Annotated in this window: 18 protein-coding genes; 12 read left to right on the top strand and 6 right to left on the bottom strand. The window is 60.1% G+C overall.

Features of this window, described 5'->3' with window-relative positions; translation table 11 throughout:
* Positions 1-94 precede the first annotated feature (94 nt).
* Positions 95-1,042, bottom strand: a complete 948-nt coding sequence (locus tag ALO64_RS11650) for a LysR family transcriptional regulator (protein ID WP_044343835.1) — start codon at positions 1,040-1,042, stop codon at positions 95-97.
* A 158-nt stretch (positions 1,043-1,200) separates the two neighbouring features.
* On the opposite strand from ALO64_RS11650, the gene ALO64_RS11655 reads away from it, so the two are divergent.
* From ALO64_RS11655 to ggt, 3 genes are all read left to right on the top strand, one after another.
* Entirely contained in the window at positions 1,201-2,727 is a 1,527-nt protein-coding gene (locus ALO64_RS11655) for a CoA-acylating methylmalonate-semialdehyde dehydrogenase (RefSeq protein ID WP_044343836.1), read from the top strand.
* Positions 2,728-2,760: 33 nt separating this feature from the next.
* On the top strand, positions 2,761-3,648 hold the full coding sequence (gene mmsB / locus ALO64_RS11660; RefSeq protein WP_005733821.1) for a 3-hydroxyisobutyrate dehydrogenase: 888 nt from the start codon (positions 2,761-2,763) through the stop codon (positions 3,646-3,648).
* Positions 3,649-3,853: 205 nt separating this feature from the next.
* Positions 3,854-5,581, top strand: coding sequence for a gamma-glutamyltransferase (gene ggt, locus ALO64_RS11665; RefSeq protein WP_002551960.1), 1,728 nt, complete (start codon positions 3,854-3,856; stop codon positions 5,579-5,581).
* Between the two features lie 66 nt (positions 5,582-5,647).
* On the opposite strand, the gene phnE is transcribed toward ggt, so the two are convergent.
* The 4 genes from phnE to ALO64_RS11685 are packed head-to-tail and all read right to left on the bottom strand — an operon-like array spanning position 5,648 to position 8,878.
* Positions 5,648-6,415 carry a phosphonate ABC transporter, permease protein PhnE gene (gene phnE, locus ALO64_RS11670; protein ID WP_044343837.1) on the bottom strand — a complete coding sequence of 256 codons (768 nt, stop codon included), beginning with the start codon at positions 6,413-6,415 and terminating at the stop codon, positions 5,648-5,650.
* Positions 6,412-7,239, bottom strand: a complete 828-nt coding sequence (locus tag ALO64_RS11675; RefSeq protein ID WP_044343838.1) for a PhnE/PtxC family ABC transporter permease — start codon at positions 7,237-7,239, stop codon at positions 6,412-6,414. The genes phnE and ALO64_RS11675 overlap by 4 nt, the downstream gene beginning before the upstream one ends.
* Positions 7,233-8,030 (bottom strand): phosphonate ABC transporter ATP-binding protein, encoded by a 798-nt coding sequence (locus ALO64_RS11680; RefSeq protein ID WP_044343839.1) that lies wholly within the window; start codon positions 8,028-8,030, stop codon positions 7,233-7,235. The genes ALO64_RS11675 and ALO64_RS11680 overlap by 7 nt, the downstream gene beginning before the upstream one ends.
* Positions 8,027-8,878, bottom strand: coding sequence for a putative selenate ABC transporter substrate-binding protein (locus tag ALO64_RS11685; protein ID WP_044343840.1), 852 nt, complete (start codon positions 8,876-8,878; stop codon positions 8,027-8,029). The genes ALO64_RS11680 and ALO64_RS11685 overlap by 4 nt, the downstream gene beginning before the upstream one ends.
* 235 nt (positions 8,879-9,113) lie before the next feature.
* On the opposite strand from ALO64_RS11685, the gene selD reads away from it, so the two are divergent.
* The 5 genes from selD (at position 9,114) to ALO64_RS11710 (ending at position 13,787) form a co-directional block, all read left to right on the top strand.
* Positions 9,114-10,148 (top strand): selenide, water dikinase SelD, encoded by a 1,035-nt coding sequence (gene selD, locus ALO64_RS11690; protein ID WP_044343841.1) that lies wholly within the window; start codon positions 9,114-9,116, stop codon positions 10,146-10,148.
* Positions 10,148-11,248, top strand: a complete 1,101-nt coding sequence (mnmH, locus tag ALO64_RS11695) for a tRNA 2-selenouridine(34) synthase MnmH (protein WP_044343842.1) — start codon at positions 10,148-10,150, stop codon at positions 11,246-11,248. Before selD ends, mnmH begins: the two co-directional genes overlap by 1 nt.
* A 33-nt stretch (positions 11,249-11,281) precedes the next feature.
* Positions 11,282-12,046, top strand: coding sequence for a sulfite exporter TauE/SafE family protein (locus tag ALO64_RS11700; RefSeq protein WP_044343843.1), 765 nt, complete (start codon positions 11,282-11,284; stop codon positions 12,044-12,046).
* Between the two features lie 198 nt (positions 12,047-12,244).
* Positions 12,245-12,832 (top strand): NAD(P)H-dependent oxidoreductase, encoded by a 588-nt coding sequence (locus ALO64_RS11705; RefSeq protein ID WP_005733829.1) that lies wholly within the window; start codon positions 12,245-12,247, stop codon positions 12,830-12,832.
* Positions 12,833-12,890: 58 nt separating this feature from the next.
* The gene (locus ALO64_RS11710) at positions 12,891-13,787 is read left to right on the top strand and encodes a LysR family transcriptional regulator (protein WP_044343844.1); all 897 of its coding nucleotides are present in this window, start codon (positions 12,891-12,893) and stop codon (positions 13,785-13,787) included.
* A 63-nt stretch (positions 13,788-13,850) separates the two neighbouring features.
* On the opposite strand, the gene ALO64_RS11715 is transcribed toward ALO64_RS11710, so the two are convergent.
* Positions 13,851-14,819, bottom strand: a complete 969-nt coding sequence (locus tag ALO64_RS11715; RefSeq protein WP_002551970.1) for a polyprenyl synthetase family protein — start codon at positions 14,817-14,819, stop codon at positions 13,851-13,853.
* A gap of 240 nt (positions 14,820-15,059) precedes the next feature.
* On the opposite strand from ALO64_RS11715, the gene rplU reads away from it, so the two are divergent.
* The 4 genes from rplU to proB all read left to right on the top strand — a co-directional run bounded on the left by rplU (position 15,060) and on the right by proB (position 18,327).
* Positions 15,060-15,371 (top strand): 50S ribosomal protein L21, encoded by a 312-nt coding sequence (rplU, locus tag ALO64_RS11720; protein WP_002551971.1) that lies wholly within the window; start codon positions 15,060-15,062, stop codon positions 15,369-15,371.
* A 32-nt stretch (positions 15,372-15,403) separates the two neighbouring features.
* Entirely contained in the window at positions 15,404-15,679 is a 276-nt protein-coding gene (gene rpmA, locus ALO64_RS11725; RefSeq protein WP_002551972.1) for a 50S ribosomal protein L27, read from the top strand.
* A 216-nt stretch (positions 15,680-15,895) separates the two neighbouring features.
* A complete protein-coding gene (gene cgtA, locus ALO64_RS11730; RefSeq protein ID WP_002551973.1) occupies positions 15,896-17,119 on the top strand; it encodes an Obg family GTPase CgtA in 1,224 nt (407 codons plus the stop codon).
* Positions 17,120-17,208: 89 nt separating this feature from the next.
* Positions 17,209-18,327, top strand: coding sequence for a glutamate 5-kinase (gene proB, locus ALO64_RS11735; RefSeq protein WP_002551974.1), 1,119 nt, complete (start codon positions 17,209-17,211; stop codon positions 18,325-18,327).
* Positions 18,328-18,448: the final 121 nt, after the last annotated feature.

An 18,448-nucleotide genomic window follows, 5' to 3' on the forward strand; every position in this document is an offset into this window, starting at 1 on the left:
AAATTTCTGACAGTCTCGGACCAGCATCCGTGTGACAAACCGCCAATTCCGGTCTGCCCCGCTACTAAAGGCCACCTGATCCCTTGAAAATCTGTCACTGAAGGAAGCGGACAGCGCAATTTTCCCCCAACAAAAAACCCTTATTCAACTCCGTCACTTCCCGAATGTAATCCCACAGCAACGTGATCCGCTTCAACTTGCGCAGGTCCTCGCGGCAATACATCCAGAATTGTCGAGTAATGTTCACTTCTTCCGCCAGCACCGGCAGCAGTCGCGGGTCCTGGGCGGCCAGAAAGCACGGCAGGATCGCCAGTGCGCGGCCTTGTAGCGCGGCGGTGTATTGGGCGATGACGCTGGTGCTGCGCAGTTGTGCCTGGGCGTTGGGCAGCAGGTTGCTCAGGTACAGCAGCTCGGAGCTGAACGCCAGATCGTCGACGTAGCTGATGAAGACGTGTCCGCTCAGGTCGGCTTTTTGCTCGATGGCCGTGTGGCTATCCAGATACGCCTGGGTCGCATACAGGCGCAGGCTGTAGTCGCAGAGTTTGCAACACACGTAGGGGCCGTGTTCCGGGCGCTCCAGGGCGATGACGATGTCAGCCTCGCGTTTCGAGAGGCTGATGAAGTGCGGCAGCGGCAGGATATCCAGCGAAATGCTCGGGTAGCTGTCGAGAAAGTGGCTCAGTTGCGGGGTGATGAAAAAGCTGCCGAAGCCTTCGGTGCAGCCCATGCGGATATGCCCGGATAACGCGACGCTGGACCCGGAAACCTGTTCGCAGGCCATGTGCAGCGTGCTTTCGATGGACTCGGCGTAACCCAGCAGGCGCTGACCTTCGGCGGTCATGATGAAGCCGTTGTTGCGCGACTTTTCGAACAGCAATGTGCCGAGCGAGGTTTCCAGCGAGTTGATGCGTCGTGACACGGTGGTGTAGTCAACGGCCAGGTGCCGGGCTGCGCTGCTGACTTTACGGGTGCGTGCCACTTCGAGGAAAAACTTCAGGTCATCCCAGTTCAACAGCCCCAGGGAGGTGATGTTTTTTTGCATGTTGACCCTGCTTTTATCTGCATTCTTGTTAGAAGTTTGCACATCTATACTCCAAAGCACGCCCCCTGACCAACTCAAAAACAAGACTGCCGGGAGACCACGGCGATCCATCTGCACATGCGCTGGATGCGTGGTTTGCTGAAGGGAGAACCGCTGAAATGAACGTCTCGTTGAACGACACCACAACCACCATTGCTCGCGTAAAACTGCTGATCAACGGCGAGTGGATAGACTCGCAAAGCAGTGAATGGCAAGACATCGTCAACCCGGCCACTCAGGAAATCCTCGCTCAGGTGCCATTTGCCACGGCCAGTGAAGTGGACGCTGCCGTCGCTGCTGCTCACGCGGCCTATCGCACCTGGCGCGAAACGCCTGTCGGTGTGCGTATGCGCATCATGCTCAAATTGCAGGCGCTGATCCGCGAACACTCCAAACGCATTGCGGCAGTATTGAGTGCCGAGCAAGGCAAGACCCTGGCCGATGCCGAGGGCGATATTTTTCGCGGCCTTGAGGTGGTCGAGCACGCGTGTTCGATCGGCACGCTGCAAATGGGCGAGTTTGCCGAAAACGTTGCCAGTGGTGTGGACACCTACACCTTGCGCCAGCCCATCGGCGTCTGCGCGGGGATCACGCCTTTCAACTTCCCAGCGATGATTCCGCTGTGGATGTTTCCGATGGCGATTGCCTGTGGCAATACCTTTGTCCTCAAACCTTCTGAGCAGGACCCGCTGTCGACGCTGTTACTGGTTGAACTGGCGATTGAGGCCGGAGTGCCGGTCGGCGTGCTGAATGTGGTGCATGGCGGCAAGGACGTGGTGGACGCGATCTGCACTCACAAGGACATCAAGGCTGTTTCCTTTGTCGGTTCGACCGCTGTCGGCACGCATGTCTACGATCTGGCTGGTCGGCACGGCAAGCGTGTGCAGGCGATGATGGGCGCGAAGAATCACGCGGTCGTGCTGCCGGATGCCAACCGTGAGCAAACGCTGAATGCAATGGTGGGCGCAGGTTTCGGTGCCGCGGGCCAGCGTTGCATGGCGACCTCCGTGGTGGTGCTGGTCGGTGCGTCGAAACAGTGGCTGCCGGACCTCAAGGCGCGGGCGCAGAAACTCAAGGTCAATGCCGGTCAGGAGGCGGGCACGGACATCGGGCCAGTGATTTCCAGAAAGGCAAAGCAGCGCATTCTGGACCTCATCGAGAGCGGTGTGCGTGAAGGCGCGACGCTTGAACTGGATGGTCGGGAGGTTTCGGTGCTGGGTTACGAGGGCGGCAACTTCGTAGGGCCGACGCTGTTCTCGGGTGTCACCACCGACATGCAGATCTACACCCAGGAGATTTTCGGTCCGGTGCTGGTTGTGCTGGAGGTCGATACCCTCGATGAGGCTATCGCGCTGGTTAACGCCAACCCGTTCGGCAACGGCACTGGCTTGTTCACCCAGAGCGGCGCGGCGGCGCGCAAGTTTCAAAGCGAGATCGATGTCGGGCAGGTCGGGATCAATATTCCGATTCCGGTACCGGTGCCGTTTTTCAGCTTCACCGGCTCGCGAGGTTCCAAACTGGGTGACCTGGGACCGTATGGCAAACAGGTGGTGCAGTTCTACACTCAGACCAAAACCGTTACCAGCCGCTGGTTCGATGACGACAGCGTGAACGACGGCGTGAATACCACGATCAATTTGCGTTGAGCACAGCCTCTCAGCCAGGCCAGGAGAACAATAATGAACATCGCATTTATCGGTCTGGGCAACATGGGCGCGCCCATGGCCCGCAACCTGATCAAGGCCGGACACAGCTTGCAGGTGTTCGACCTCAACAAGAGCGTACTGGCTGAGTTCGCCGAGCTGGGCGCACAGGTCAGTGACTCACCCGCGCAGGCGGCTCAGGGCAGTGAGCTGGTCATCACCATGCTGCCCGCAGCGGCGCATGTGCGTAGCGTGTACCTGAACGACGACGGGGTGTTGAAAGGCATTTCGCCCGGCGTTCCGGCGGTTGATTGCAGCACCATCGACCCGCAGACCATCCGTGAAATCACCGCTGTCGCCGCACAGCAAGGCGTGGTGTTGGGCGACGCGCCGGTGTCAGGCGGCACCGGTGGCGCGCAGGCCGGGACGTTGACGTTCATGGTCGGCGGATCTGCCGAGCATTTTGCCGTGCTCAAACCGGTGCTGGAGCAGATGGGCCGTAACATCGTGCATTGTGGCGAGGTGGGCACCGGCCAGATTGCCAAGATCTGCAACAACATGCTGCTGGCGATTTCCATGATCGGCGTGTCCGAGTCCATGGCATTGGGCAATGCGCTGGGCATCGATACCCATGTGCTGGCCGGCATCATCAATACCTCGACTGGCCGTTGCTGGAGTTCCGAGGCCTACAACCCGTGGCCTGGCATTGTCGAAACCGCTCCAGCGTCACGCGGTTACAGCGGCGGCTTTGGCGCTGAGTTGATGCTCAAGGATCTTGGCCTGGCAACCGAGGCTGCGCGCGCTGCGCATCAACCGGTCATTCTCGGCGCCGTGGCGCAACAGCTGTACCAAGCCATGAGCCTGCGTGGCGATGGCGGCAAGGATTTCTCGGCGATCATTGAGGGGTATCGCCCGAAAGCCTAGGCGTCACCCATGTCGGGAATCAGTGGGGCGTAGCTTTGTATCCGGTTTTTACATTAGGAAAACGTGGCAGAACCGGCTACTTTGGACCTCGTCAGATCAGCGCAGGGATGCTCGGTACGCTTCGACGAGAAGCGCCGCATCCTCGCCTGGAGGCTGGCGCTTCACTCATCAAACGTCCCTGACCCAGAAAAAGAAGAGATCGACCATGAAGTTCGAACCCCTCGCCAGATCGTTGATCGCGACGGCACTGATTGTCGCTTATTCCCCCTCATTTGCTGCATCACAAGCCCCGGTTGCCGCCGAAAACGGTATGGTTGTGACGGCTCAGCACCTGGCTACCCATGTGGGTGTCGATGTGCTCAAGGCTGGCGGCAACGCTGTCGATGCTGCGGTAGCGGTTGGCTATGCGCTGGCGGTGGTCTACCCTGCGGCCGGCAACCTGGGCGGCGGTGGTTTCATGACCATTCAACTGGCCGACGGGCGCAAGACTTTCCTCGACTTCCGCGAAAAGGCACCTCTGGCCGCGACGGCCAACATGTACCTGGACAAGGACGGCAAGGTCATTCCTGATCTCAGTGCCAAAGGTCATCTGGCCGTTGGCGTGCCGGGCACCGTGTCCGGCATGGAAATGGCTCTGAGCAAGTACGGCACCCGCAAACGCGAAGAAGTCATCGCCCCGGCGATCAAGCTGGCCGAGGAAGGTTTTGTGCTGGGCCAGGGCGACGTCGACATGCTGTCGAGCGCCACGGATGTGTTCAAGGCAGACATGGCCGACTCCGGGTCGATCTTCCTCGACAAGGGCGAGCCGATGCAGGTCGGTCAGAAACTGGTGCAGAAAGACCTGGCCAAGACCCTTAAAGAAATCTCCGACAAGGGCAGCGATGGTTTCTACAAAGGCTGGGTCGCCAAGGCGCTGGTCGATTCAAGCCAGGCTGGCAAGGGCATCATCACCCAGGCCGACCTTGACCATTACAAGACCCGCGAGTTGGCTCCGGTCGAATGCGACTACCGTGGCTACCACGTCGTGTCAGCGCCACCTCCAAGTTCCGGTGGCGTGGTCATCTGCCAGATTCTCAACATCCTCGAGGGCTACCCGATGAAAGAGCTGGGCTTCCGCTCGGCGCAGGGTATGCATTATCAGATCGAAGCCATGCGTCATGCATACGTAGACCGCAACAGCTATCTGGGCGACCCCGATTTCGTCAAGAACCCGGTCGAGCACCTGCTGGACGTGAAGTACGCGGCCAAGCTGCGTGAGGCCATCGAGCCGCAAAAGGCTGGCGACTCGAACAAGATCAAACCGGGCGTCGCGCCGCACGAAGGCAGCAACACCACCCATTATTCGATCGTCGACAAATGGGGCAATGCGGTCTCGGTGACCTACACCCTGAACAACTGGTTCGGCGCGGGCGTCATGGCCAGCAAGACCGGTGTGATTCTCAACGACGAAATGGATGACTTCACCGTCAAGGTCGGCGTGCCCAACATGTACGGTCTGGTGCAGGGCGAAGCCAACGCCATCGCGCCGGGCAAGACGCCGCTGTCTTCGATGAGCCCGACCATCGTCACCAAGGACGGCAAGGCCGTGATGGTTGTCGGCACGCCGGGCGGCAGTCGCATCATCACCGCGACGTTGCTGACCATGCTCAACGTCATCGACTATGGCATGAACATTCAGGAAGCCGTGGACGCGCCGCGTTTCCATCAGCAATGGCAGCCTGAGGCGACCAACATCGATACCTTCGCGGTCAGCCCCGACACACTGAAGATTCTTGAGAGCTGGGGCCACAAGTTTGCCGGTCCGCAGCCACTCAATCATGTGGCAGCGATTCTGGTCGGCGCGCCTTCGCTGGGCGGCAAACCGGTCGGTAACAACCGCTTCTACGGTGCCAACGACCCGCGTCGCAACACCGGGTTGTCACTGGGCTACTGAGTCACTCTGTGATCACGCCACGGTTCCGAGCTTCAGGACCGTGGCGTTTTCGTTTCTGGTGCCGGGTCAGTTGCTTACCCAACGCTGTCTGCTCCAGCCGCTCAACGCGTCAACGGCGAACACCAGGATCAGCATCGCCAGAATCACGGTGCTGGCCTGCGCTTCCTGAAACAGGCTGAGACTTATGTAAAGCATCTGGCCCAACCCACCCGCGCCAACAAAACCCAGCACGCTGGCCATGCGAATGTTGTTCTCCCAGCGATACAGCGTATACGCCAGCAGCTGTGGCCAGAGGTTGGGCAGGGTGCCGTAGCTGAACGCCTGCCAGGCACTGCCGCCCTGCAGACGAATCGCTGCAGCGGGTTGCGGCGCGGTATTTTCCAGCGCCTCGGCAAACAGACGGCCCAGAACGCCCGTGGTGTGCAGTGCCAGCGCCAGCGTGCCTGCATTGGGGCCGAGCCCGGCAGCCAGCACCATCAACACGGCCCACACCAGTTCCGGAATGGCACGCAGTGCATTGAGCAGCAGACGACTCACGCTGCGCAACGGCCAGCCCAGGCGACCGGCAGCGGGCAATGCCAGCAACAAACCTGCGATAGCAGCCAGCAACGTGCCAAGTGCCGACATGGCCAGCGTTTCCAGAGCGCCCTGGCCGATTGCCTGCAAATGCTCACTGCTGAGGTCCGGGCTCATGAAGCGCAATGCGTAACGGCCCATCTGCGTCAGGTTGTCATGACTGCCCAGGGTGAAGAGGTCCAGCCCGAGGTACACAAACGATGCGATCACTGCCGTAACCATCGCCAGCAACAGCAGCAGGTTGCCCGTGCGCTTCATATTAACCGCCTGCGCAACAGGCGACTGAGCTGATCAGCGAGCAGCACCAGCAACAAGAAGGTCAGCAGCATGCTTGCCACCTCATCGCCTGCGAACATACGCATCGACAGGTCGATCTGCTGACCCAGTCCGCCTGCTCCGACGAAACCCATGACCACCGAAGCGCGCACAGCGCACTCCCAGCGGTACACAGTGTAGGAAGTCAGCTCGGCTGCCGCATTGTGCAGGATGCCGTAGGCCAGCGCGGTCAGCCGTCCGCTGCCGGCCTGGAGCAGCGCGTGGGCCGGGCGTTGGTCCACCGATTCGAAAATCTCGGCGTATACCTTACCGAGCATGCCTGCATAGGTGATGGCGATGGCCAGCACGCCCGCCGTTGGGCCCAGGCCGACCGCGCGCACGAACAGCAGGGCCCAGACGATTTCCGGCACGCTGCGCAGGAAGATCAACATGCCGCGCACCGGCCAGCGCAGGCATTGGCCGAGCCAGCCGGGACGCCCGCCGCGTGAGGCGGCCGACAGGGACAGCGCCTTGCTGGCGAGCAGGCTTGCCGGTACAGCCAGCAGCAGAGCAAGGGCGATGCCAGCCGTGGCGATAGCCAGCGTTTGCAATGTCGCCTCCAGCAACAGCCCGAGGAATTCTGCAGAGTGCGCTACAGGCCAGAACCCAGCGAGAAAGCTGCCCATCGTCCGCGCATTATCGGCTTGCAGCAGTACCAGCGGATTCAGTTCGGCCAGACGAATGCCCGGCCAGAGCAGGGCGACAGCCAGCAGCGTCAGCAACAGGCGTGGCGTTGCCGCCGGGTCGCGCTGATCCTGAGTCAGCATCGCGGCGTCCAGGGTGTTTCAGACACATCCGGGCCAGGCTGAGGGCTGAGTTGTTCGTTGGCATACAGCGTGTCGAGATGCTCCCGGCCGACCTCGCTGGCGGCAAGGTCGAAGTGAATTCGCCCGTCGCGCACCCCGATGATTCGCGGAAAGTGCGCCAGCGCCAGCTCCACCGCATGCAGGCTGGCGACCAGCGTCACGTGGTGCTCGATGGCGTGCTGGCATAACAGCGCAAGGGTGTGATCGGCCAGACGCGGGTCCATCGCCGAAACCGGCTCGTCGGCCAGCAGCAGTTCAGGTGCCTGATACAAGGCGCGGGCGATGCCAACGCGTTGCAGCTGCCCGCCAGACAACTGCTGGCAGCGCTCGAACAGTTTGTCCGCGAGGTCCAGACGTGCCAGCACTTCGCGGGTGCCAGAAACGTCCAGTGGGTGCAGCAGGTTCAGCAGACTTTTGCCCAGCCCCCATTGACCAAGTTTGCCCGCCGACACTGCAGTGATGACCCGCTGGCGCGCGGGTAACGGCGGTGCCTGATGGACCAGCGCAATGCGGCTGCGCAGTCGCTGGCGGCGTTTGCTGGAGAGCTGCCAGGGATCAGCCCCCAGCACTTCCAGTTGTCCGGCACTGGGCGGCAACGCGCTGGCCAGCAGGTTGAGCAGCGTTGTCTTGCCCGCACCAGACGGCCCGATGATCGCGACCCGCTCGCCACCAGCGATGTTCAGATCAAGACCGCGCAACGCCAGTGTGCCGTCGCTGTGGCGCAGTTCGATGCCGGACAGACGCAGGGTCATTTCAGCAGGTCGGCAGCGCGAGCGGCTTCTTCGATGCCTTTGTAGTTCTCTGGTTTGGTCTCGATGAAGCGGCTGGCAGCCTGAAGATCAAGGATTGCCTTCTGCTCCGGGTTGGCCGGGTCAAGGTCAAGGAAGGCCTGTTTGATCTTCGCCGCCAGCGCCGGGTCGAGGCTGCCGCGTACAGTCCAGTTGTAGTCGAAATACGTTGGCGTGGTCTGGAAGACGTGAACCTTGCTGGTGTCGACCTTGCCGCTGGCGACCAGTTTGTCCCACACGCTGGCGTTGAGCACGCCCGCATCGACCTTGCCCGCCTGAACCCAGGCAGCGGTTGCGTCATGCGCGCCGGAGTAGGCGACGCGGCTGAAGAACGTTTCCGGCTTGATGTTTTCCTTGAGCATGAAATAACGCGGCATCAGGCTGCCGGAAGTGGACGACACCGAGCCAAAGGCAAACGTCTTGCCCTTGAGGTCTGCCAGGGTTTTCACGTCCGGATCGGAGGTGATGAATTTGCTGGTGAACTTGGCGTCCTGCTCACGCTGTACCAGCGGCACGGCGTTACCGGTCTTGAGGTTAACCTGAACGAAGGTGAAGCCGCCCAGCCAGGCCATGTCGAGCCGGTTAGTGGCCAGCGCCTCGACCACTGCCGGGTAATCGGCGACCGGAACGAACTCGACTTTCATGCCCAGGCGTTGTTCCAGATAGGCACCCAGCGGCTTGAACTTGCGTAGCAGTTCGGTGGGCGCTTCATCAGGAATGGCCGAGACGCGAAGGGTGTCGGTCGCATGGCTGGTCAGCGCGGAGAAGGACAGGGCAAGGCCGGCGGCGAGCGCCAGGGTACGCTTGAGCATGGAGGTTCTCCGGTTCAATAGCGGAAGAAGGATAAGGCAAAGCCCGCGTGCATCAGCAGGCGGCGCTTCACAGAATTCGGTGGTGATGCGCGGGGATTATAAGAGGCATGGCGAGAAAGGCCAGTTCAGCAGGTTCTCGGCCCTGAGGCACAACCGATGGGCGATGCGGTTTGCGCTGATAAGGGAACAGCCCCTAGACTCCGCAGCCTGTTTCCCGGTAACCGAGAGTGTCGCGATGAACGAGCCAATCCGCCTGACCCAGTACAGTCACGGAGCAGGGTGTGGCTGCAAGATTTCCCCCAGGGTGCTGGACGTGATCCTCGCGGGCAGCGGCGCGCAGAACCTCGACCCCAAGCTCTGGGTCGGCAATGCCTCGCGCGATGACGCGGCGGTCTATGCACTGGATGACGAGCGCGGCGTGGTCTCGACCACTGACTTCTTTATGCCCATCGTCGATGACCCGTTCGACTTCGGCCGTATCGCCGCGACCAATGCCATCAGCGATATCTACGCGATGGGCGGCGACCCGCTGATGGCCATCGCCATTCTCGGCTGGCCGGTCAACGTGCTGCCGCCCGAGGTCGCTCGTGAAGTCATTCGCGGTGGTCGTGCCGTCTGCGACGCTGCCGGTATTCCGCTGGCGGGCGGGCACTCCATCGACGCGCCTGAGCCGATCTTCGGTCTGGCTGTAACTGGCGTGGTGCAGAAAAAGCACATGAAACGCAACGACACCGTCCAGGCGGGGTGCACGCTGTACCTGACCAAGCCGTTGGGCATTGGCATTCTCACTACTGCCGAGAAGAAATCCAGGTTGCGCGATGAAGACATCGGTCTGGCGCGTGACTGGATGTGTACCCTGAACAAGCCGGGCAGCCGTTTCGGCAAGCTCGACGGAGTGCAGGCCATGACCGATGTCACCGGCTTCGGCCTGCTCGGGCATCTGGTTGAAATGGCGGACGGCGCAGGCCTGACCGCTCGTCTGGATTACGCCGCTGTACCGCGCCTGCCCGGCGTCGAGCATTACATTGCCGAGGGCTGTGTGCCGGGCGGCACGTTGCGCAATTTTGAAAGCTATGGCGACAGGATCGCTGCGCTGAGCGATGCCCAGCGCGACCTGCTGTGCGACCCACAGACCAGCGGCGGTCTGCTGGTCGCGGTCAGCCCTGAAGGGGAAGCGGAGTTTCTGACGGTGGCTGCCGAACTGGGCCTGCTGCTCAACCCTATCGGCACCCTGCGTGAGCGACAGACCCACGCCGTCGAGGTGTTCTGATGGCCGACAACAGCAGCGACTACCGCACACTTTTTCTCAATGACGTGCCGATGATGGACGCGCGCGCTCCGGTCGAGTTCTCCAAGGGCGCGTTTCCGGGCGTGATCAACCTGCCGCTGATGAACGACATCGAGCGGCAGAAGGTCGGCACCTGCTACAAGCAACATGGCCAGGACGCCGCTATCCAGCTCGGGCATCAATTGGTCTGTGGTCAGGTCAAGGATGAACGTGTCCGCGCGTGGATCGAGTTCGCCAGGGCGAATCCGGATGGCTACCTGTACTGCGTTCGTGGCGGCCTGCGCTCGCAGACGGTCCAGCGCTGGCTGAAGGATGCCGGGGTCGACTACCCACGGGTTCTTGGCGGCTACAAGGCGATGCGCACGTTCCTGCTGGATACCCTGCACGAGGCAGTGAGCGAGTGCGATATCGTCGTGCTCGGCGGAATGACCGGCACGGGCAAGACCGAAGTATTGACGCAACTGCGCAACAGTCTGGACCTCGAGCGCATCGCCAATCACCGCGGCTCCAGCTTCGGCAAGCGAGCCACCGGACAACCGGCGCAGATCGACTTCGAGAACCGTCTGGCCATCGATTTGCTCAAGAAGCGCGCAGCCGGTATCGAACAATTCGTCGTGGAAGATGAAAGCCGTCTGGTCGGCAGTTGCAACGTGCCGCTGGAGCTTCATCAAGCAATGCAAGGCTGCCCGATGGTCTGGCTGGAAGACAGCTTCGAGAACCGCGTCGAGCGCATTCTGGCGGATTATGTGGTCAACCTCTGCGCAGAGTTCATCAGCGTCAAAGGCGAATCGCAGGGCTTTGGCCTGTTCGCCGAGCGTCTGTTGCAAAGCCTGAACAACATTCACAAGCGCCTCGGCGGCGAGCGTCATCAACGCTTGTCCAGCCTTATGCAGGCAGCGCTGGAAGAGCAACAGCGCAGCGGTAAGGTCGATCTGCACCGAGGCTGGATCGAAGGGCTGCTCGGCGAATATTACGACCCTATGTACGCTTACCAGCGCGAACACAAGGCGGCGCGTATCGAATTCGCAGGTGATCAAGCGCAAGTGCTGGCCTACCTGCGCGAGCGCTCAGTAAAAGGTTAAGCCTCGACCTCTATCCATCTGGCAAGGGACGCCATGCACTCGATTCTCGATTTCTATCAAACGCTGGGCTGGGGCCTTTCGGCTCTGGTGATCGGCACCTTTCTGCTGGCCGGAACGGTCAAGGGTGTCATCGGCCTGGGTTTGCCTACGGTGGCAATGGGGTTGCTGGGGCTGGCCATGCTGCCGGCGCAGGCTGCCGCGTTACTGATCATCCCGTCGACGTTCACCAATGTCTGGCAACTGGCGACGGGTGGCAATCTGCGGCCTTTGCTGAAGCGGCTATGGCCGATGCTGAGCATGATTTTCATCGGCACTCTGGCCGGGGCTTTCTGGCTTGGCATGAGCGGCAGTCATTCGATGACGCGAGCATTGGGCGGTGCGCTGTTTCTTTATGCATTGAGCGGGCTGTTGCTGCCGACCTTCAGGGTCGCGGCCGCCAAAGAGCGCTGGCTGGGGCCGTTGTGCGGCCTTATTACCGGGGTTATCGCTTCGGCCACCGGCGTGTTCGTGATTCCCGTGGTGCCTTATTTGCAGACCTTGGGGCTTGAACGCAATCAACTGGTGCAGGCGCTGGGGTTGTCCTTCACTGTTTCCACGCTGGCGTTGGCAGCGGGCTTGTCGTGGAACGGTGCGCTGGGCGGCGCGGAACTGGGCGCATCCACATTGGCGCTGATGCCAGCCCTGTTGGGCATGCTGCTGGGGCAATGGCTGCGCCAGCGAATCAGCGCGATGCTGTTCAAGCGCGTGTTCTTCATCGGCATGGGGCTGTTGGGGCTGCACCTGCTGATAAAGGGTTGAGCCTGAAGGGGTAAACCTGTCTTCATCCGCTCAGGCATTTTTCTCAATAGTCTTAACGCCATTCGTGACTGTGAAGCAAGAGTATTTTGCCCTTCGCTGTCTTACTCATGGGTGCACATCTCTTTACTCTCGGCTCATCCATTAATCACCTCCACCTCAGCCTCAAGACGGGCGGGGTCGGGTAGCGAGAGATCAGCCATGAAAAAAGTATTGTTCCTCAACGGCGGCAAGCAGTTCGCGCACTCCGATGGTCGTTACAACGCAACCCTGCATCAGGCTGGTGTGGCGTTCATGGACCGTGCCGGTTTTGATGTGAAGGAAACCTTCATTGACGGCGGTTACAACGTGGCCGAGGAAGTGCAGAAGTTTCTCTGGGCCGATGTCATCGTCTGGCAAATGCCTGGCTGGTGGATGGGTGCGCCATGGACAGTGAAAAAATACATTGATGAAGTGTTCACCGAAGGGCACGGCAGCCTGTACGCCAATGACGGCCGCACCCGTTCGGATGCGTCGCAGACGTATGGTAGCGGTGGCTTGCTGCAGGGCAAGCAATACATGATTTCCGCGACCTGGAATGCGCCACAGAAAGCCTTCGATGACGCTTCTGATTTCTTCGAGGCCAAGGGCGTCGACGCGGTGTACTTCCCGTTTCACAAGGCCAACGAGTTTCTGGGTATGACCGGGCTGCCGACGTTTCTGGCAGTGGACGTGATGAAAATGCCGAATATCGAAGCGGATGTGCAGCGTTACGAAGCTCACCTGGGCAAAGTGTTTGGTGCGCAGTAAGCACAACCTTTGCACTGAACAGCGCTAATATCCTCTGAGCGTTGAGCAGGGGACAACAGTGAAAGCCAGATCTGATGAATTGCAGGTGTTTGTCTCGGTCATCGAAAGCGGTTCGATTTCCGCGGCGGCAGAGAAAATGGGCCAGACGCCCTCCGGTGTCAGCCGTACCCTGTCGCGTCTGGAAGCCAAGCTTGAAACCACGCTGATCAACCGCACGACGCGGCGCATGGACCTGACCGAGGAGGGCAAGTTCTTTCTGGAACGGGCCCGCCATATTATCGAGCAGATGGAAAGCCTGGAAGAAAGGCTCTCTTCCTCCCGGCAGACGCCCGCCGGCCGCTTGCGTATCAATGCCGCGTCACCGTTCATGCTGCATTGCATCGTGCCGCATGTGGCGGAGTTTCGTCAGCGTTACCCGGATATCGAACTGGAACTCAACAGTGATGACTGGTTCATCGACCTGCTTGAGCAGAGCACCGATATTGCCATTCGAATCGGCGTGCTGCCTGACTCGACCCTGCATGCCCGCTCGCTGGGCAGTTGCCTGCTGAATATCGTCGCCAGCCCGGCTTACCTGCAACGCCACGGCTCCCCGAAAACCGCAGAAGACCTGGCGCAACATGTATTGGTCGGTTTCACACACGTGGAATCTCTCAATCAATGGCCGTTGCGCCACGCTGAGGGCGATCGCCTGTCCATCAAGCCTGCCATTTCGGCATCCAGCGGTGACACCTTGCGCCATCTGGTGCTGGAGGGCGTGGGGATCGCCTGTCTTTCCGACTTCATGACCAATGATGACCTGCGCGAGGGGCGGCTGGTCTGTCTGTTGAAGGGCGCCAAAAGTGGCTATCGTCAGCCGATTCATGCCGTGTACTACCGCAATTCGCGACTGGCGTTGAGGATTCAGTGTTTTCTGGATTTCATGCAGGAGAAACTTGCTGGCTACACACACTGAAGGTGCTTGAGCGCGATGGGCAAAGCCCGTCACGCTGGACGGGCTTTTCGGCTGCGATGGCTGTCAGTGTGTGCGGGCGACCGCAAACTCGCTCAGCTCGACCAGTGCATCCCGGTACTCGCTGGGCGGCAGGGTGTCCAGACAGGCAATCGCGCGGGCGGCATAGTCACGGGCCAGTTGTGCGGTGTAGTCCAGCGCTCCAGCGCTTTCCACAGCATTGCGGATGCTTTCCAGATCTTCCAGACCACCTTTCTGGATCGCCTGACGAACCAGCGCGGCCTGCTCCGGGCTGCCTTCACGCATGGTGTAGATCAGCGGCAGGGTAGGCTTGCCTTCGGCAAGGTCGTCGCCGACGTTCTTGCCCAGGGTTTCGGCATCGCCACGGTAGTCCAGCAAGTCATCGACCAGCTGGAAAGCCACGCCCAGATGGTCGCCGAAGGTGCGTAGCGCTTCGCTCTGTACCTCTGGTGCGTTGCACAGGGCTGCGGCACTGTGAGTCGAGGCTTCGAACAGCATGGCTGTCTTGCCGCGAATCACTTCCATGTAGGTTTCTTCAGTGGTGCTGGCGTCGCGAATCTTCGACAACTGCAGCACTTCGCCTTCGGCAATGATACGGGTCGCCTTGGACAGGATTCTCATGACTTCCATCGAGCCCAGTTCGACCATCATTTCGAACGAGCGCGAATACAGGAAGTCACCCACCAGCACGCTGGGCGCATTGCCCCACAGCGCGTTGGCGGTGGATCGGCCACGACGCATGCCGGACATGTCGACGACGTCGTCATGCAGCAGGGTTGCGGTGTGGAGGAATTCGATGGTGGCGGCCAGCAGGCGAAGGTCATCGCCTTCGCGGCCCAGCGCCTTGCCACACAGCAGTACCAGCAACGGACGCAGACGCTTGCCGCCTGCCGACGTAATGTAATCACCGATTTTCGAGACCAGCGGTACGCGCGACGTCAGTTGCTTTTTGATGATAAGGTCAACGGCACTAAAGTCGTCCGCCACCGCGCGATAGAAGGCTTGGGGTTGCATCAGCGACACGTGCTCCGGATAGGTTGCGCCGCATGCTAGGTCGCGGGGTAGAGCGTGTCAAGGTATGACGACCCGCCTCTTGCAACACACGAATGCCTTGCGTACAATCGCGCACCCTAACTTTCCTGGGCAGCACCTGCCTTACGCAATGCAAACGGGCCGTTCCAGCCCCATGCAGCCATGCCAGCCGATACTCTTCTTAATAAAGAGCTGGGTGAGCAGGATTTTCGGAGAAATACCATGTACGCAGTAATTGTTACCGGTGGCAAGCAGTACAAAGTCGCCCCAGGTGAATACCTGAAAATTGAAAAACTGGAAATCGCTACTGGCGAATCCGTCACTTTCGACCGCGTTCTGCTGGTTGGCAATGGCGACGACGTCAACATCGGTGCTCCAGTTGTTGCTGGCGCTACCGTTGTGGCTGAAGTGGTTTCGCAAGGTCGTCACGATAAGGTTCGTATCATCAAGTTCCGTCGTCGTAAGCACCACATGAAGCGTATGGGTCACCGCCAGTGGTACACCGAGATCAAAATCACAGGTATTCAGGCTTAATTCAGCCTAATCCTCATTTGGAGAATTGACTCATGGCACACAAAAAAGCTGGTGGTAGTACCCGTAACGGGCGCGACTCAGAAGCCAAACGCCTTGGCGTGAAGATGTATGGCGGCCAGGCTATCATTCCTGGCAACATCATCGTGCGTCAGCGCGGTACCCAATTCCACGCTGGCTACGGCGTTGGCATGGGTAAGGATCACACCCTGTTCGCGAAAGTGGAAGGCGTGATCAAGTTTCAGGTCAAGGGCGCCTTCGGTCGCCGCTACGTGAGCATCGTTCCGAAGACTGAAGTCTCCGCAGCGTAATCACGCAGTTGCTTAAAAGCCCTGTCTTGCGACGGGGCTTTTTTGTTTGTAGAGGTAGAGAGGCAGGTGAGTCTCTTGCAAAACTGTTTGTGCGGGCTGTTGTGATGTTGACCCTTGGTGTCGCTGGTTTCTGATCGGTATCGCAACGCTCATTTTTGCAAGAGTCTTATGTAATTTATGTGGTTCTGCTCGTCCCTGTGGCGGGAGGCGTGCGTTATGAAATTTGTAGATGAAGTATCCATTCGAGTAAAAGCCGGTGACGGTGGCAACGGTTGCATGAGCTTCCGTCGCGAAAAATTCATTGAAAACGGTGGTCCGAATGGTGGTGATGGTGGTGATGGTGGCTCGATCTTCATGGTCGCCGACGTCAACCTGAATACGCTGGTCGACTACCGTTACACCCGTCACTTCGATGCCGAGCGCGGCTCCAATGGCGGCAGCGCAGACTGCACGGGTCGCAAGGGTGAGGAGCTGGTACTGCGTGTGCCGGTCGGGACCACCATCATCGACGCCACTACCCAGGAAATCATCGGTGACCTGACTAAAGATGGTCAGCGCCTGATGGTCGCCCAGGGCGGCTGGCACGGCCTGGGTAACACTCGGTTCAAATCCAGTACCAACCGTGCTCCGCGTCAGACCACGCCGGGCAAGCCGGGTGATCAGCGTGATCTCAAGCTTGAGCTGAAAGTGCTGGCCGATGTTGGTTTGCTGGGCTTGCCAAACGCTGGCAAGAGCACCTTCATTCGCTCGGTATCCGCTGCCAAGCCAAAAGTCGCCGACTATCCATTCACCACGCTGGTGCCAAACCTGGGCGTTGTCAGTGTCGATCGCTGGAAGAGCTTTGTGGTGGCCGACATTCCAGGTCTGATCGAAGGTGCATCCGATGGTGCCGGTCTGGGGATTCGCTTCCTCAAGCATCTGGCGCGTACCCGCCTGCTGTTGCACCTCGTCGATATGGCGCCGCTGGATGAAAGCAGTGCTCCGGATGCCGCCGAAGTGATCGTCAACGAGCTGGAAAAATTCAGCCCGTCGCTGGCCGAGCGTGATCGCTGGCTGGTGCTGAACAAGTGTGACCAGATCCTCGAAGAGGAGCAGGAAGCGCGCAAGCAGGAGATCGTTGATCGTCTGGAGTGGACCGGCCCTGTTTACGTGATCTCTGCGATTGCCAAAGAAGGCACCGAGCAGTTGACCCGCGACATCATGCGTTACCTCGAAGAGCGCAGCCAGCGTATCGCCGAGGAGCCTGGTTATGCTGAAGAGCTGGCCGAGCTGGATCAGCGCATCGAAGACGAAGCCCGTGCTCAGTTGCAGGCGCTGGATGATCAGCGTGCACTGCGTCGCAGCGGCGTGAAGAGTGTGCATGACATCGGTGACGATGACTGGGACGAAGAAGATGTGGACGATGAAGACGGTCCGGAAATCATTTACGTCCGTGACTGATCGCTTGAAGTAAACTTGAACGCCGCTACGATTGTCAGCGGCGTTTTTGTATCCCGAATTTGAAAATCTCTGGCTAAGGTTGGAAGAAGATGCGCAGCAAAGTGACGGGCGCCCAGCGCTGGGTTGTGAAGATTGGCAGTGCCTTGCTGACCGCGGATGGCAAGGGGCTGGATCGCAACGCCATGGGTGTTTGGGTGGAGCAGATGGTGGCGCTGCATGAGGCGGGTGTCGAGCTGGTGCTGGTGTCTTCCGGAGCAGTGGCTGCCGGTATGAGCCGTCTTGGCTGGACGGCTCGACCCAGCGCCATGCATGAGCTCCAGGCTGCTGCGGCCATCGGTCAGATGGGCTTGGTACAGGCGTGGGAATCGAGTTTTGCCGAGCATGGCCGGCATACCGCGCAAATTCTGCTGACCCATGACGACCTGTCGGACCGCAAGCGCTACCTCAATGCCCGCAGTACCCTGCGCACGCTGGTCGAGCTTGGGGTTGTGCCGGTCATCAACGAAAACGACACAGTGGTCACCGACGAAATCCGTTTTGGCGATAACGACACGCTGGCGGCGCTGGTTGCCAATCTGGTCGAGGCCGATCTGCTGGTCATCCTGACTGACCGCGACGGCATGTTCGACGCTGATCCGCGCAACAACCCAGATGCACAACTCATTTACGAAGCGCGCGCCGATGATCCGGCGCTTGATGCTGTGGCCGGTGGTACAGGCGGCGCACTGGGGCGCGGTGGTATGCAGACCAAGTTGCGCGCTGCGCGTCTGGCGGCGCGTTCCGGTGCGCATACCGTCATTGTCGGCGGGCGTATCGAGCGTGTGCTGGCGCGGCTCAAGGGTGGCGAGCGTTTGGGTACATTGCTGTCTCCCGAGCGCGGTATGCTCGCGGCGCGCAAGCAGTGGCTGGCAGGGCACCTGCAGACTCGCGGCACGCTGGTGCTGGACGATGGCGCTGTTGCGGCGCTGGCCAAGGATCAGAAAAGTCTGCTGCCGGTGGGTGTCAAGCTGGTGCAGGGCAGCTTCCGGCGTGGCGAGATGGTGGTATGCGTCGCCCCGGACGGTCGCGAGATCGCTCGTGGGCTGAGCAACTACAGTGCCATCGAAGCCCAGAAAATCATTGGTCACTCTTCCGAAGCCATCGTGCGTGAGCTGGGCTATATGGCCGAGCCTGAGCTGATTCATCGGGACAATCTGATCCTCGTCTGACTCGAGGCTGCAAAAAAGGACTATTTTATGAAAGGTTTGTTGGCGGCCGCGTTGCTGATGCCGGTGTTGGTCTTGGCTGAAGAGATCGGTCAGGTGTCGACGGTGTTCATGCATAGGAATT

It is taken from the genome of Pseudomonas meliae (genome assembly GCF_001400515.1).
In the GTDB taxonomy this organism is placed as follows: Bacteria; Pseudomonadota; Gammaproteobacteria; order Pseudomonadales; family Pseudomonadaceae; genus Aquipseudomonas; species Aquipseudomonas amygdali.

Coding starts and splice junctions, on each gene's coding strand:
- ALO64_RS11650 (WP_044343835.1), bottom strand. CDS start 1,042: ATGCAAAAAAACATCACCTCCCTGGGGCTGTTGAACTGGGATGACCTG.
- ALO64_RS11655 (WP_044343836.1), top strand. CDS start 1,201: ATGAACGTCTCGTTGAACGACACCACAACCACCATTGCTCGCGTAAAA.
- mmsB (WP_005733821.1), top strand. CDS start 2,761: ATGAACATCGCATTTATCGGTCTGGGCAACATGGGCGCGCCCATGGCC.
- ggt (WP_002551960.1), top strand. CDS start 3,854: ATGAAGTTCGAACCCCTCGCCAGATCGTTGATCGCGACGGCACTGATT.
- phnE (WP_044343837.1), bottom strand. CDS start 6,415: ATGAAGCGCACGGGCAACCTGCTGCTGTTGCTGGCGATGGTTACGGCA.
- ALO64_RS11675 (WP_044343838.1), bottom strand. CDS start 7,239: ATGCTGACTCAGGATCAGCGCGACCCGGCGGCAACGCCACGCCTGTTG.
- ALO64_RS11680 (WP_044343839.1), bottom strand. CDS start 8,030: ATGACCCTGCGTCTGTCCGGCATCGAACTGCGCCACAGCGACGGCACA.
- ALO64_RS11685 (WP_044343840.1), bottom strand. CDS start 8,878: ATGCTCAAGCGTACCCTGGCGCTCGCCGCCGGCCTTGCCCTGTCCTTC.
- selD (WP_044343841.1), top strand. CDS start 9,114: ATGAACGAGCCAATCCGCCTGACCCAGTACAGTCACGGAGCAGGGTGT.
- mnmH (WP_044343842.1), top strand. CDS start 10,148: ATGGCCGACAACAGCAGCGACTACCGCACACTTTTTCTCAATGACGTG.
- ALO64_RS11700 (WP_044343843.1), top strand. CDS start 11,282: ATGCACTCGATTCTCGATTTCTATCAAACGCTGGGCTGGGGCCTTTCG.
- ALO64_RS11705 (WP_005733829.1), top strand. CDS start 12,245: ATGAAAAAAGTATTGTTCCTCAACGGCGGCAAGCAGTTCGCGCACTCC.
- ALO64_RS11715 (WP_002551970.1), bottom strand. CDS start 14,819: ATGCAACCCCAAGCCTTCTATCGCGCGGTGGCGGACGACTTTAGTGCC.
- rplU (WP_002551971.1), top strand. CDS start 15,060: ATGTACGCAGTAATTGTTACCGGTGGCAAGCAGTACAAAGTCGCCCCA.
- rpmA (WP_002551972.1), top strand. CDS start 15,404: ATGGCACACAAAAAAGCTGGTGGTAGTACCCGTAACGGGCGCGACTCA.
- cgtA (WP_002551973.1), top strand. CDS start 15,896: ATGAAATTTGTAGATGAAGTATCCATTCGAGTAAAAGCCGGTGACGGT.
- proB (WP_002551974.1), top strand. CDS start 17,209: ATGCGCAGCAAAGTGACGGGCGCCCAGCGCTGGGTTGTGAAGATTGGC.